Source organism: Mycobacterium colombiense (assembly GCF_003284975.1).
In the GTDB taxonomy this organism is placed as follows: Bacteria; Actinomycetota; Actinomycetes; order Mycobacteriales; family Mycobacteriaceae; genus Mycobacterium; species Mycobacterium europaeum_A.
In genome coordinates, this window is record NZ_QMEU01000038.1 from 1 (window position 1) to 13881 (window position 13881).

Here is a 13881-nt window from a genome sequence, read left to right on the forward strand (position 1 = left end):
TTCGGCATCCGGGCGGGCGTCGACGTGCTCGGCGAGCATGTCGAGCAGGGTGGCCGGCAGCTCGTCGTAGCGCGGTATGCCGTCGGGGCCTCGGGACACGCCGGTCATCGGGAACGGGTTGGGGCCGCGTGGAATTTCGATCACTGGAGGCATGCCCGGTCCTTACTATCCTGCTGCCCTATCGTGATAGCGGTGACGATCGAGGATTCCGCCATCATGCCCGAGGCGTTCTTCACTGTAGACGGCGACTCCTATGTTCCGGGCCCGATGACCCAGGGCCCGTGGGGCGCGGCGATGGGCGGCCAGATCGTCGGCGGGCTGTTGGGTTGGGGCATAGAGCAATCCGGCATCGATCCCGACTTCCAGCCCGCCCGGCTGACCGTCGACCTGATACGGCCGGCGCTGCTGCTGCCGGTGCAGATCCGGACCTCGGTCCAGCGGGAAGGCCGGCGGATCAGGCTGGTCGACGCCGCCCTGATGCAGCGCGACACGACCGTCGCGCGCGCCAGCGCGTTGTTCCTGCGTCGCGGTGAGCATCCCGAAGGCCAGGTGTGGTCGTTTCCGGTCGAGATGCCGCCGCTGCCGAGGGCATACGACGGTTTCCCGACCGACATGCCGTTCCACATCTGGGGATACGGGGCGACGTTGCAGGGCAGCCCCGGCATCGCCGCCGGCGAGTGGGAGCAGTCCGATGCCCAGAAGTTCGCCTGGGCGCGGGTGTTTCGGCCGATGGTGCACGGCCACGCCCTCACGCCGTTCACCCGCCTGGCGTTCGTCGGCGACATCACCAGCTCGCTCACGCATTGGGGCACAGGCGGATTGCGTTACATCAACGCCGACTACACCGTCACCGCGAGCCGGCTGCCCGACGGTGAATTCGTCGGGCTGGCCGCACAGAGCCACTACGGCACGGCCGGGGTCGCCACCGGCGCCGCAACGCTGTTCGACCGACACGGCCCGATCGGCACCAGCTCCGCACTGGCGGTGGCTCAGCCCGCCGGCGCGTTCAAGCCGACCCACGCCTAGTCGATCATCGCCGGGGCGGGCGCCACTCTATTTGCTGGAAGGCGACCCTGCAAACCTCGGACGGCGCACGGTATTGGGCTATGCTGCTCTGCACGACCCGCCGAACGGATGCTGCACAGTCCCGCAGCGGGGGGACCGTCCCTCCGGTGGGTGGACGTCTCCCTTGGAGGGGAACCGCCATGCGCATGGGCTCGGACTCGCGATCCCCTTGCGGCGCCATCCGACGCACGGCGCTCAGCACGGAGCGACCCGGGCCGTGACGACTCCGGTACTGGATCTCGAGGGCCGGGTGGCCGGCCGACGGCAGGAGCTCAGCGAACTCCGAACCGCAGTCGAGACGGCCGAACGGGTCAGCGGAGGGTGCGTCCTGCTCAGCGGGGTCCCAGGGGTGGGCAAGTCAACGCTCATCCAGGCGTTCGGTGTCGAGATCTCCCGTCGCAACTGCGTATTCGCCTACGGGAGGTGCCGCGAGGGCGGGCCGGCCCCGTACTCGGCGCTAGCCGACGCCCTGCGCTCGGTCGTGCGCACAATGGAGGCCACCGGCCCGGCCGAGCGTGACCGTTGGCGAGCCGACCTCGTCAGCGAGATGTCGGGGTTTGCCGGTGTTCTCTCGCCACTCGTGCCCGAACTGGCGCCGGTGCTCGGTGAGCCCTCGACCGACACCGATCTCGATGCGGCGGACGCTCGCCGCCGGTTGCACCGCGCAACCGTCCTGCTGGTCTCGACCACGGCGTCCTACCGGCCGGTGGTGCTGGCGATCGACGACCTGCAGTGGGCCGACCGCGACACGCTGCTGCTGTTGTCCGAACTGCTGACGGTGTCGCTGCGCAACGTCCTGGTGGTCGGCGGGCACCGCGCGGGCGAGTTCGACCCGGACGCCGGGGGCCTCAAATCGGACAACCTCACCACCATCGAACTGCAACCGCTGGCCACCGAAGACGTCGAGGAACTGCTGGCCGACGTGTGCGGCCGGAGCGTTGAGCTGGGCGATGTGGCCGCCGAGTTCCACCATCGGACCGGCGGCAATCCGCTGCAGGTCCGCCAGCTGCTGTACCGCGCGCAACGCGAGGGGGCGCTGACCCCGGTCGGCCCCGGCGGCCACCCGAGCTGGGACCTGCGCGTGCTCACCTCTATCGAGGTCTCCGCCACGGCCGCCGAGTTTCTCGGCCGCTACCTCGACCAACTTCGCCCGATCGACCGCGAGGTGTTGAGTTCACTGTCGTGCTTCGGCGGCGAGTTCGACCTGGACGACGCCACGGCGGCGGCCGCGCAGCCGCCCGAGGTGGTGGCCCAGGCGCTGTGGGCGTGCCTCGAGCTCCGTCTGCTCGAGGCCGTCGACATCGGCGGCCGGCGGATCGCCAACGCGATCAGCCGCGACGCCCGGTACCGCTTCAGCCATGACCGGGTGACCGAGGCGGCGCGAGTGGGCCTGTCCGACGACCAGATCCGCGACACGCACCTGCGGATCGGTCGCTGGCTGGTCGAGCGGGAGGACGACCGGTTGTTCGAGGCCGCGCGCCACCTCGGCATCGGCGGGCGTGGGCTCACCGACGACGCCGAGCGCATTCGCTTCGTCGAGGTGTTGCGGCGGGCGGCACAGAAGGCGCGGGCCCAGGCTTCATTTCCGTTAGCGCTCAACTACTGCCGGGACGCACTGACGCTGCTCGGCGGGCAGCGTTGGACCGCACAATTCGATCTGACCCGGCAGCTCCAGCTCGACGCCGCCGACGCCGCGTTGCTGGTGGGTGACGTGCCGGCGCTGAATTCGCTACTCGACGAGGCCGAGGAGCCCCTGCGCGAACCACCGGACCGCGCGCGCATCGCCTACCTGCGGCTCAAAGGGCGCGTTGCGCAGAACCGTCTCCAGGAGGCGCTCGAGATCGGGCTGCAAGCGCTCGCGGAGCTCGGCGAACGGGTGCCGACCGACGCGGGCAAGCCGCGCATGGCTAACGCGATCGTCCGGATGAGGTTGACAATGCGCCGGTGGAGCAATGAACGGCTACTTCAGCTGCCGCACTGCGATGATCAACGGGTCATCGCACTGCACCGGATTCTTGCCGAGCTATGCAACATGGCGGTCCGGGTCCGGCCCAACCTTTTGCCCTTGCTCGTGCGAAAGCAGCTCGATCTCACGCTGGCCCACGGCCACACGCCGTCTTCGCCGCTGGTCATTGCCGGTTACGGGATCGTCCTGGTGCTGCTCGGTGACCACGCGGGCGGCCAGCGCTTCGGCGAGGTAGCCATGCTGCTCGCGGAGCGGCCGGAATTCCGCGAGGCCCGGCCGCAGACGGTGTTCATGCACCTGGATTACATCCACCACTGGCGCCACCCCCTCCGCGACGGCTTAGCCGAGCTTCGCGACGCCGTCGAGGAGGCGCTCGACCAAGGCGACCAGGAAAACGCCGGGCTTCTGGTCGCGGTCCTGCTCTCCCAGTCATTCTGGGCCGGTCGTCCCCTCCCTGAGATCGACGCCCTCGCCAGCTCCCTGATCCCACACATCCGTTCCCAGCCGGTTGCCGGCGCGCTTTGCCAGGCCGTGCAGCAGCTTTGCCTCAATCTGATGGGCCGCGGCGCCGATCCCTTCCTCCTCGCCGGCGAGAGCGGCTACGACGAGCGGGAAGTGCTGCCGGCGGCCCGCAGCGAGGGCGACGAGGTGGCCCTGAGCGTAGCCGCGACCATGAAGCAGGGCCTGCACTTCTGGTGCGGCGACTACGAGGGCACCGTCGCCGCGACGCCGGAGGCAATCGAGCACATCGGTGGGATGGCCGGCACTGCGATCTCAGAACTCATCTACCTGGTAGGCGCGCTAAGCATGATTCGACAGGCGCCGCGGGACCGCTCGACGGCCCGCTTCGTGCGCCAGACTCTGGCATTGCACCGCAAGTGGGCGGCGAGCGCGCCGGAGAACTACGCGGCGTCGCACGCGCTGCTCCAGGGAGCCTGGGCCCGGGCGCGCGGCCAACAGGCCAAGGCGGAGCGCTACTTACATCAGGCGATTGAACTCGCCGAGGAAAGCCAGCTGCCGATGATCAGCGCATACGCCCATGAGGAGGCCGCGGCGCTGTATGGCGACACGGGGCGGGCGCGGCTTCGGGACCACATGCTGGGGTCGGCGTACCAGCGCTGGCTGACATTGGGTTTCGCGGTGCGCACCGACTGGCTGGCGCGTGAGCACCCCTGGCTGCTCAGGCGCGACCTCGTCCAGAAAGGCTCGGCGGGGATCGACCCTGTCGGCGCGCATCAGCTACTGCGCGCGCTGTCGGGAGCGCGAACTTCGGATGCCTTGGCCAACATCATTGTGGGCTCGGCCGCTGACACGAGTGGTGCGGGCCGCGTCCTGCTCCTCACCGGCGACGCGGAGAACTTGGCCGTCCGGGCCATCCACGATCACGGCGAGATTTCGATCGTGGACGGGCCATGGACCGAGGTGTCTTATGACAGGAACATCGTGCGCCGCGTGCTGGACGGCGGCTCTCCGGCCATCGTCGCGGCCGACCGCCAGGCACGGACCCCGCCCGTCCTCATCGTTCCGATCACCTTGCACGACACAATAATCGGCGTGATTTACGCCGAGCGGGACGCACCGGACGGCAACTTTGGCGCCGAGCACCAGGAGGCGGTCGCCTTCCTGTGCGCCCAGGCCGCCGCGCCGCTGTGGAACTTCCAGCTCGAGGCCCGACTGCGGGCCGCCGACGAGTACCGACAGTCCCTCATGGACGCGCAGTCGCGATTCGTGCCCAACGAGCTGCTGCGCATCCTCGACATCGACGACCTTCGCCGCGTCCGCAACGGCTACCGGGTCGAGCGCGAGATGACGGTGCTCATCAGCGACATCCGTGGCTACACCACCATGATCGAGGACATGAACGTCGGCGAGGCGAGCAACCTGGCGATGGGTTTTCTGCGTGCCGTCGAGCTCCCGATCATCGGCTACAACGGAATGATTCAAGACGTCCGCGGGGACGAGATCGTCGCCGTCTTCGAGGCCGAGCCCGACGCCGTGCGGGCGGGCCTGGCGATGCTGCGCTCGTTGCGCGCGCACAACGAGGAGCGAAAAGCGGCCGGATCCGAAGAATTGCGGGCCGGAATCGGCATCAATACCGGGATGGTCGGAGTCGGGCTGGTCGGCGGGGTGAACCGCATGGTGCTCACCATCATCGGGGACGCGGTGAACCTGGCCGCGCGCATCGAGAGCACCAACAAGCGCTACGGCTCAGCCTTGCTCATCTCCGATCACACGTACCAGCGCCTTGGGGCGTCCGAGCGGTTCAACGTCCGCCGCATGGAGCGCGTGATGGTGGTAAACCGACGCCGGCCGGTGACGATTTACGAAGTGTACGACGAGGATTCGGCTCCACTTCGCGCCGCGAAACGCGCGGCGCAGCCCGCGTTCGACGAGGCCTTCGCACTGTTCGACGCGGGCGACGTCGACGGGGCGCGCGCCGCCTTCGAACGATGCCGCGCGCTGCTGCCCGACGACCCCGTCGCACCGCTGCATCTGGCGCACTGCGACGCGGTGGCACGCGGCGAGATGACCCCTGGTCAAGAGGTCGCACTCCTGAACAAGTAGCGCACTACCCCACTTTGGAAACTTTGCTGAAGCGGTTGCGCGGGTGTGGTATTTGTCACATGATTCGTACCGATAGTCGGGGGCGGTCAAGGAGCGACAGCCATGTACCTGAGTGCAGAGCGGTTGGCCCTTGCCAACCAAGCGGTCAAAGAGGCGTTCGGGCAGTGCAGCGTTGCCTGGCAGGCCATACCGCATTGGGACACCGGCGATCCCGGCCAGGTCAGTGTTCCGAACGGCATCTTGGGTGCATCCGCGAATGTGCTAACTCTCCAATCTCAGTCGTCGCCATTCCCACTGACGGTCGCGGAGACGATTGCGCCGACCCCCGATGCGCTGCTCACTGGAGCGATGGGGGCGACCAAGACCCTCGCCAACACGGTTGACACCGACGTCCTCAAGGCGTGCTACGCGGCTGCGAAAGGCCCCAACATCATCACCTTCCCGGCGTCACCGGTAACCGCCCAGGATTTACAGAACTCCCTCATCAGCGCCCGGGTGATCGTCGAGAACGCCGGCTATCGGGCGCCATCCTGTTTGGTCACCAATACAGCGGGGCTCATATCCCTCAACCAGCTGGTCAGTGGCTATTACAACCTCTCTGAGCAGATTCTGGACGCGGCAAACATCAATTCGCTCTACCGATTCGAGCCGCTCGACGGTACGAACCAAGCAAAGGTCCGGATGGTCTTGATCGGCCGTCGCCGGCGGATCCCCCAAGGCGCGGCGCCGGACGCATCGCCCGGTGAGGAGCCGGTGGACCTCGCCTTCAGTGTCCTGCCGAGCCTGGAGGTCGACGGCGAAGTTATTACGGCGGGGGCCAGCACAATCCAGTTCTCCCCCCGGATCCGTTACGCGACAAGGATCACCGATGCCACAGGTGTCGTCGCTCTCAAAGAGTGAGCCACGTGACGGCAGTATCGCTCCCAAGGCGCCGCACCAACTCGACGACTACCTCGCGCTGTGCAAGGACGCCTGCGACGGCGAGATCGCCAGGCTGTACGGTCCCGGGGAGCGCGGGTCAAACGCCCTCTACGACCTGATCCTCGACTACCCCTTGCGCGGCGGAAAGGCGCTGCGACCGGCGCTGAGCATCGCGATGTGCCTTGGGCTCGGCGGCCACCTCGAGGCCATATTGCCCACCGCCGCGACGCTCGAGCTTTACCACAACGCGTTTCTCATCCACGACGACATCGAGGACGAATCCTGGTGGCGGCGAGGCAAACCCACGCTGCACATAGACCACGGCGTGCCGATCGCGGTCAATGTCGGCGACGCCATGCTGTCGCTGTCGCTACAACCGCTGCTGGACAACGTGGAGCGGGTGGGGCTCGGGCCCGCTCTGCGCATCCTGCGGGCCATCGCCAAGATGACCCGGCTGACCGTTGACGGCCAGGCGCTCGAACTCGAGTGGGTCCGCTCCAACGCCTGGCAGCTCAACGACGCCGACTACCTCAACATGGTGGAACTCAAGACCAGCTGGTACTCGTTCATCACGCCACTACAGGTCGGCGCGATCGCGGCCGGCGCGGCACTCGAGCGGATGGCCGCGTTGGAGTCACTCGGCCGCCATCTCGGTGCGGCCTTCCAGATCACCGACGACCTGCTGAACTTGCGGGCGGATCCGCAGGACTACGGCAAGGAGATCGGCGGCGACATCTGGGAGGGCAAGCGGACCTTGATGCTGTTGCACACCTTGCGCAATGCCGAACCGCAGGACCAGGTTCGTGCGGTGACGATATTGGCCAAGCGCCGACCGAGCGCCGACGGCGAGTTGGGGCTGACCCAGTTGCTGGACCGACTTACCGCCTCCGGACAACTGTCTGAGTCGGGCCGGGCCGAAATCCAGGCTCGGTTGCTAAGCCACCATCCCTCGGAGACCAAAAGCCTCAACGACATTCGATGGCTCTACGAATTGATGCACCGGGCCGGTTCGCTCAAGCACGCCCGGGATGTTGCCGCGGAACATGCCCGGAAGGCGTCCGCCGTGCTGGCCAGCCTCGACTGGTTCCCACGCAGCCGCCACCGCGACGTGCTGGACGACCTCGTGGACTACGTGCACGGGCGGACCCGATGAACCCCGAAGCCACGCTCGGCATACTGGCGGAACTCGAGCGGATCCGCGAGCTCACTCTTGACCTCATCGAGCAACAAGCCCCGCAGTTGCAGCCGCCCCCGCCGGACGAAGCCGCCGAGATGCAGCGCAGGGTGTTCGACCTACTCCTGGGGGCGCGTCGAGCGGTCCTCGGCAATCCCGCGGCCGCCCGACGGCTGCACGACCTCCTCGTCGCCGAGGGCCGCCGTTACGCAAGCAAACCCCGCGGGGCACGGCTACGCGACACGTTGGCCGCCTCGGAAGCGGTGGAGAACCTACGGCGCGTCTGGGAGATGGTGAGCCTCAACGTTCTCGGCGGTCCCGCCGCGCCCGATGCCGTTCCCAACGCCTGGGTGGATCTGATGGCAGACGCCGTCGTCGGGCGTGGCCTCGACGATTCGATTCTGAATCGCCTGCGGCCCGAGGGGTTTGCATGACCCTCACCGATCCTCGCGAAGCTCTCGCAGACCAAAGCGATTTCATCGGCTATCTGGTCGGCCTTGCCGGCGTCGCCCGGGTGGTGCACAGCCTGGCCACAGACGGCGAGGGCCGAGCCGGGCACCCCCGCGCCCCAGACGACTTCGTGCACCTTCTGCTCGGGTTTGCGAGCCTCGGGGCGACGATCGAGGGATTCGCCATTTCGGCTGTTGCACAGCCGAATCCGAGTACCGCGCCACCACCCACGGACCCGAGTACGCGGTGGCTCCGATGAGCGCGCTCCTGGCCCGCAGCGACTTCCTCCGCGCCCCGGTGCTGGCCACCGCCCGGCCCGCGGGTTTCAAGGAGTGGCAGCACTTCGTGATTCATGGGCTGGGCGTGCGGGTTTTGATCAACTTCAGCCTCAACAATGAACTGCTCGCCGGTGACGAAGTCCGGCTCGCACCACGCGTCATCGTCATCGCTCACGACGAGACCTGGACCGGCGCCATCGAGCGGTTCGACGGGCGCGCTCTGAACGTCTCGGCCGATCTGGGTGAACTGACCATCGGCGGTAACCGAATGACCATCGTGCCCGACGGCTATCGCGTGGCAATCGACTTGCCTGACAACGGAATTCGGGGCGAACTGCATTTCATCTCCGCGAGCCGGCCATTCGTGGTCCGCAACGAACCGGCGGGTGAAGGCCGCGTCAGCTGGCTCTTCGTGCCGCGGCTGCGCGCCGACGGATGGCTGCGCATCGGCGGACGAGAACACCGTTTTGAGGACGACCTCGCCTATCACGACCACAACTGGGGTCGGTTCCGGTGGGGCGACGACTTTGGTTGGACGTGGGGCACCATTTTGCCGGCCAGCCCCGGGGACCCGTGGTCGATGGTATCCGTGCATATCACCGACCGGAGGCGGCAGCGCTCTCTGTCCCGATCGCTCTACGTGTGGCACCACGACGAGCCCGCCGCGATATTTCGCCACGCGGCGGTGCAGGCGCGCACCCACAACCTGCTCGACCGCGCGGCGGACTGCGTCTTGCCGCCCCCGATGCGGCTGCTACTGGACGGCGAGGTGCCGGGGGTGCCGGAACGGATCGAGATCACCGCCACGCGGGCTGGCGACAAGGTGCACGCCGAGTTCCGCTCGCGTTCTTATGCCCGCCTGGCCCAACCGAGCGAGGTACACCTCAACCGATCGACTGTGCTCTGTGAAGCCGACGGCGCCGTTCGGGCGAGCGGCACCGTGAATGGCGAAGACTTCGACTTCGTCGGTACCGGAGTATTCGAGTTCCTACATGGCTGAACGGGTTTCGTCGCTACTGCGGCGTTCAGTCGGGCACCTCGAGGACGAGGTGCCCGACAGTTACCGGGCGCTGGTCGCAGAGCTCGGCCCGATGATGGTCGAGCTCGACGTCGACGGTGAGGTGTTTTGCCTGCGTGGTGGTGGTCGACTTCAGGTGTTCGACGGTGCGGCGCAGACTCCATCCGTCCGGATCGTCACCTCGCGCGCCGCCATCCTTGACGTGCTGGATGCCCGGGTAGCGCTCGGGGCGGCCGTGGAGGCGGGCGCGGTGAGCGTGTGGGGTTCGCTCGATGACGTCCAACGGGCCCACGACTCGCTGCTGGCGTACGTCCATGCCGCGGTGCGGGCACCTTCGCAGCCCGGCGTGCTGTCCGAACTCCGTTCGGGGGCAGCATGACTGAGAGCCTCTGCACCCCGGGATCGTGCGAATCTCGTCCCACTGTGGCGGTCCTCGGGGCGGGCATCGCCGGCCTCACCGCGGCGCACGAGCTCGCCGAGCGCGGCTTCGTCGTCACGGTGTACGAGGGCCGACCCGACGAACGGAATGGACTGGGAGCCCAGCCGGCCGGAACATACCCACCCGTCAAGATTGGCGGCCTCGCCGCGTCTCAGTACTCGACGGTGGGCCCGCAAGGCGGAAGCCAAGCCCAGCTGCGTCCCTTCCCAGGCCGGCGAGGCCAGCCGCGTCCGCCCGGCCGAGCGGTTGCGGGTGAACACGGCTTCCGCTTCTTCCCCGCGTACTACTTACACACCTGGGACATGTTGCAGCGCATTCCGGTCTACCAATACAGCGGTACGGCCGGCTGGACGCCGACTTCCCGCACCGTGTACGACAACGTCCGGCGGGTGATCACCCAGGGCATGACGGTTGGCGGCAAGCCCTCCCTCGTCTTTCCCCGCGAACGCCCTCGCAGTCCTGCCGAGTTTCTCGGCATCCTCAACCAGATCGCGGGATTGGGCTTCACCGCGGAAGATCTGGCAATCTTCCAGAGCCGGATACTCCGCTATCTGGCCACCAGCCCCTTGCGACGCGCCATCGAATTGCAGAACCTCTCCGCCTACGACTTCTTCGTCGGGTACGACAGCTCGACCGGGACCAGGCAGTTCTCCTACTCGCCGAGTTTCGACGCGCTCTTGCGCGAGATGCCACGGGTCCTGGCCGCTTTCGACTCGCGTTGGGGGGACGCACGGACCAACATCACCACTTATCTTCAGCTGTACCTGAACATGGACCGCCACGACGACAAGGCCGACGGGGTACTCAACGGTCCCACCACCGAGGTGTGGTTCGACAACTGGTACCACCACCTCGTCGCGCTTGGCGTACGTTTCGTGCGCGGTGTGGCGAGTCGCCTCGATTCTTTCGCCTTGGACCCGAGCCAGCCGCCCCATCTCCGACCTCGCGTGCAGATCACGTTCGCCGACGGTACGCGGGTGACTCCGGACTACACCGTCGTCGCCGTCGATGCCCCCGCAGCCGAATCCATCACCGCGCCGCTGCGCGCGGCGGGCACAGGCGGCACCGTAGCTAGGCTCGACGGATTTACTACGTCTGCACCCCCACCCGACGGTCCGCTGCAACCCGCCGCGGCACGGGTCCCGCGGCGACGGAATCCCTACAACATGGATGAGCTCGGACGAGTGCCCTGGGATCGGTTCCAAACGCTGTGCGGCATCCAGTATTACTTCGACACGGAATTCCAGCTCCTCCGAGGACACATGCTCTACGCCGGCACGGAGTGGGCGCTCTCGTCGATCAATCAGCATGGATTCTGGGAGAAGGAACCGATTCTGGACCGCGACGGCCACGTTTCGGTGCTGTCCGTCGACGTCGGGGACTTCAATACCCTCTCCCGGCACCTGGGCAAGGCGGCCCGCGACTGCGCTCCCGATGAACTCGCCGCGGAAGTGTGGCGCCAGATCGTTGCCGCCCTCACGAGCAACAACGAATCCCTTGCGGCGGAGGCGATGCCGTGGCCCGCGTGGTACGCGCTGGATCGCGGCCTGAAAATGGCCGCCGGACCCGGCCAGGGCCAGGGTCGCGTGGTTCAAAACGAGACGCCGTACCTCGTTCCCATCATCGGCGACTGGGACAATCGGCCCGGCAGCGACCCGTGGAACCCGCACGGATCGTCTTGGAGTAGCGCACCGCCCGAGGACTGGTGGCTCGAAGACCTGGAGCTGCGGAACGTCTGGCAAGCCCGCCACGGCGGCTATCAGGTACACAACAATTCGGTGGTCTTCGGGGGCACTTGGAACAAGACCTTTACCCGGATGACCTCAATGGAGGCCGCGTGCGAGTCGGGACGTCACGCCGTCAACTCCATCCTCGACCACTATGTCTGGGTGGCATCGGGTGGTCGCGATCGCCGGGAGAAGACCACGCTCGCGTGGGAGTTTCCCTTCGGCTTCCTCGATCAAGGTCTGTCGAGCCCGATTCGATTCCCGACCCCAGCCGGTGACTATTGCTACGTTTTCGACATTGAAAATCGTGAGCCGGCCGACACGCGCCTGCTACGCAACATCGATTCGAAGTTCTGCGAGCAGTCACTGCCGCATCCACTGGACATCCCGGCCGCGCTTTCGTTCGGTGCCCCTCCGTCCCCTATTCCCACCTTCACGGGAGGTCAGAAAATGTTCACGCCCACAGCCGATTCCAACCAGCAGTTGCTCAACTACCTCCAGGCTTGGCGCCAGATTCTCGACCAGTGGACGGCCATGGCAGCCGCGTCACCATTTCCGTACGCCCCGAACGCGTTTCCCACCGCGCCGCCGGGAGGTCAGTTCGCGCCGCCGTTCACGCCCTTCATGCCGTTGATGCCGACCGCGCCGTTCATGCCGCCGGCGCCGTCCGCCGCTGCGACGCCACCAGCGCCACCCGCCCCGGCCGACTATGCCCAGCAACTGTTCAGCTATCTTCAGGCGTGGCGGCAATACCTCGAGCAGGCGGCGGGCACAATGGCACCGTCAACGCAGCCATCGAACACCGGGCAGCCGACCGGCGTTCCCAACGGCGGCGGCAACGCCGGCACCAAACGCCCGCCGAATACGCCGATTCCGCCCGAAAGCGATACCGGCAGCAAGGGCGGGCCACAGGACGGCGACGGCAACGGCTCGTCTTCAACCTGGCCTCCGCCGATGCAGAGATTAGCGCCCGAGGCCTACACGGTGAGCCAGATCAGCGGCGTTGGCTCCGAACTGGCGGGTACCCCCCTCGGACACGGGCTGGAATCGTCGCAGCTGATTCCGCCCAATGACGATTTGTCCTACCAGTCCGACCGAATCGAACTCCCCCGCGAGCTAATCCAGAGGTTGGACCCGAGGGCCTCATCGGCTCGTCCCGGGACCTCGTACGTCCTGTCGGGAACCACCGAGCCACAGGCCGGTTCGGCATTTCTCAGGACGATGCACAACGTCGAGCCAACCGCGTCGCCCCAGGTCGCGCCGAGGTCGCTGTTCTCCACTCCGGGCGCTTCGACAAGCTTCCGGGAACACGGTGAGACACCCTCGCCCTGAACGGTTTTGGCCGGCCGTCAGTCCATCAACTGCGCGGCGACCGTCGCCCCGAGTTCCCAGCACGCCTGCAGCTCATCCTTGCTCGGCTTGCCCGAAACCACCACGGTCGCCGCGGCTTTGGACCAACCGAGCCCGGTGGTGATGGTGTCGACGGCACGCTCGGCGCCCTCGGTGCCCTCGTTGCCGTGCAGGTAGAGCCCGAACGGTCGCCCGCGCGTGGAGTCGAGCAATTGGTAATAGGCGCAGTCGAACGCGTGCTTGAGGGCGCCCGAGATGTATCCGAGGTTCGCGGGAGTGCCCAGCAGGTAACCGTCGGCGGCCAGCATCTCGGCCGGCGACACCGTCAGCGCCGGGCGCCGCAGCACGTCCACACCCTCGATGTCGGGGTCGGTGGCCCCGGAAACCACCGCCTCGAACATCTCGTGGGTGTGCGGCGACGGCGTGTGGTGCACGATCAGCAGCGTCTTGCGCGGTGTTTCGTTCACTGGCGGCCCTGCAGCTCGACGGCGGTCTTCATCGCCTCGCGCGCGCGGCGGCGGTCGCCGGCGTAGTCATAGGCGCGGGCCAGCCGATACCAGCGCCGCCAGTCGTCGGGGTGCTCCTGCACTTCGGCGCGCACCGCGGCGAACAGTTCGTCGGCTGCGTCGCGCTGGATGCGGCCCGACGGTCGGCGCGGCAGCGCGCTGGTGTCCAGTTCCATTCCGTCGGCCGCGATAAGCCGGGCCAGTTTCTGATGCGCGAATCCGGCGCGCAGGGTGGCGACCATCGCCCACAGCCCGATCACGGGCAGGATCAACACCGCCAGTCCGAGGCCGACGGCCGCGGCCCGCCCGGAGCCGATCATCGCGAAGGCCACGCGCCCCAACAGCACGAAGTAAACCAACAGCGCGACGCACATGAAGGCGACGAGCAATTGGGTGCGCAGCGCTTTGGTCATGGAAGAATT

At 67.2% G+C, this 13881-nt stretch carries 10 protein-coding genes; 8 read left to right on the plus strand and 2 right to left on the minus strand.

Annotated features, from left to right (window positions below):
• The first annotated feature begins 192 nt into the window (after window positions 1–192).
• The 8 genes from DQP58_RS14190 to DQP58_RS27415 all read left to right on the plus strand — a co-directional run bounded on the left by DQP58_RS14190 (window position 193) and on the right by DQP58_RS27415 (window position 12935).
• Window positions 193–1026: a thioesterase family protein gene (locus DQP58_RS14190; protein ID WP_205869427.1), complete on the plus strand. Its 834-nt coding sequence runs from the start codon at window positions 193–195 to the stop codon at window positions 1024–1026.
• 256 nt (window positions 1027–1282) lie between these two features.
• Window positions 1283–5596, plus strand: coding sequence for an AAA family ATPase (locus tag DQP58_RS14195; protein ID WP_112708977.1), 4314 nt, complete (start codon window positions 1283–1285; stop codon window positions 5594–5596).
• A gap of 102 nt (window positions 5597–5698) precedes the next feature.
• A complete protein-coding gene (locus DQP58_RS14200; RefSeq protein ID WP_112708978.1) occupies window positions 5699–6496 on the plus strand; it encodes a hypothetical protein in 798 nt (265 codons plus the stop codon).
• Window positions 6465–7670, plus strand: a complete 1206-nt coding sequence (locus DQP58_RS14205) for a polyprenyl synthetase family protein (RefSeq protein WP_112708979.1) — start codon at window positions 6465–6467, stop codon at window positions 7668–7670. Before DQP58_RS14200 ends, DQP58_RS14205 begins: the two co-directional genes overlap by 32 nt.
• The gene (locus tag DQP58_RS14210; protein ID WP_112708980.1) at window positions 7667–8125 is read left to right on the plus strand and encodes a hypothetical protein; all 459 of its coding nucleotides are present in this window, start codon (window positions 7667–7669) and stop codon (window positions 8123–8125) included. The genes DQP58_RS14205 and DQP58_RS14210 overlap by 4 nt, the downstream gene beginning before the upstream one ends.
• Window positions 8126–8396: 271 nt before the next feature.
• Complete coding sequence (locus DQP58_RS14220; RefSeq protein ID WP_112708982.1) at window positions 8397–9419, plus strand: hypothetical protein; 1023 nt, start codon at window positions 8397–8399, stop codon at window positions 9417–9419.
• Window positions 9412–9816, plus strand: a complete 405-nt coding sequence (locus tag DQP58_RS14225) for an SCP-2 sterol transfer family protein (protein ID WP_112708983.1) — start codon at window positions 9412–9414, stop codon at window positions 9814–9816. The genes DQP58_RS14220 and DQP58_RS14225 overlap by 8 nt, the downstream gene beginning before the upstream one ends.
• On the plus strand, window positions 9813–12935 hold the full coding sequence (locus DQP58_RS27415) for an NAD(P)-binding protein (protein WP_112708984.1): 3123 nt from the start codon (window positions 9813–9815) through the stop codon (window positions 12933–12935). The genes DQP58_RS14225 and DQP58_RS27415 overlap by 4 nt, the downstream gene beginning before the upstream one ends.
• Before the next feature lie 17 nt (window positions 12936–12952).
• On the opposite strand, the gene DQP58_RS14235 is transcribed toward DQP58_RS27415, so the two are convergent.
• Both DQP58_RS14235 and DQP58_RS14240 read right to left on the minus strand, forming a co-directional pair.
• On the minus strand, window positions 12953–13354 hold the full coding sequence (locus tag DQP58_RS14235; RefSeq protein WP_112709006.1) for a flavodoxin family protein: 402 nt from the start codon (window positions 13352–13354) through the stop codon (window positions 12953–12955).
• Window positions 13355–13416: 62 nt separating this feature from the next.
• Window positions 13417–13872 carry a hypothetical protein gene (locus DQP58_RS14240; protein WP_112708985.1) on the minus strand — a complete coding sequence of 152 codons (456 nt, stop codon included), beginning with the start codon at window positions 13870–13872 and terminating at the stop codon, window positions 13417–13419.
• Window positions 13873–13881 lie beyond the last annotated feature (9 nt).

Coding starts and splice junctions, on each gene's coding strand:
- DQP58_RS14200 (WP_112708978.1), top strand. CDS start 5,699: ATGTACCTGAGTGCAGAGCGGTTGGCCCTTGCCAACCAAGCGGTCAAA.
- DQP58_RS14205 (WP_112708979.1), top strand. CDS start 6,465: ATGCCACAGGTGTCGTCGCTCTCAAAGAGTGAGCCACGTGACGGCAGT.
- DQP58_RS14210 (WP_112708980.1), top strand. CDS start 7,667: ATGAACCCCGAAGCCACGCTCGGCATACTGGCGGAACTCGAGCGGATC.
- DQP58_RS14220 (WP_112708982.1), top strand. CDS start 8,397: ATGAGCGCGCTCCTGGCCCGCAGCGACTTCCTCCGCGCCCCGGTGCTG.
- DQP58_RS14225 (WP_112708983.1), top strand. CDS start 9,412: ATGGCTGAACGGGTTTCGTCGCTACTGCGGCGTTCAGTCGGGCACCTC.
- DQP58_RS27415 (WP_112708984.1), top strand. CDS start 9,813: ATGACTGAGAGCCTCTGCACCCCGGGATCGTGCGAATCTCGTCCCACT.
- DQP58_RS14235 (WP_112709006.1), bottom strand. CDS start 13,354: ATGTTCGAGGCGGTGGTTTCCGGGGCCACCGACCCCGACATCGAGGGT.
- DQP58_RS14240 (WP_112708985.1), bottom strand. CDS start 13,872: ATGACCAAAGCGCTGCGCACCCAATTGCTCGTCGCCTTCATGTGCGTC.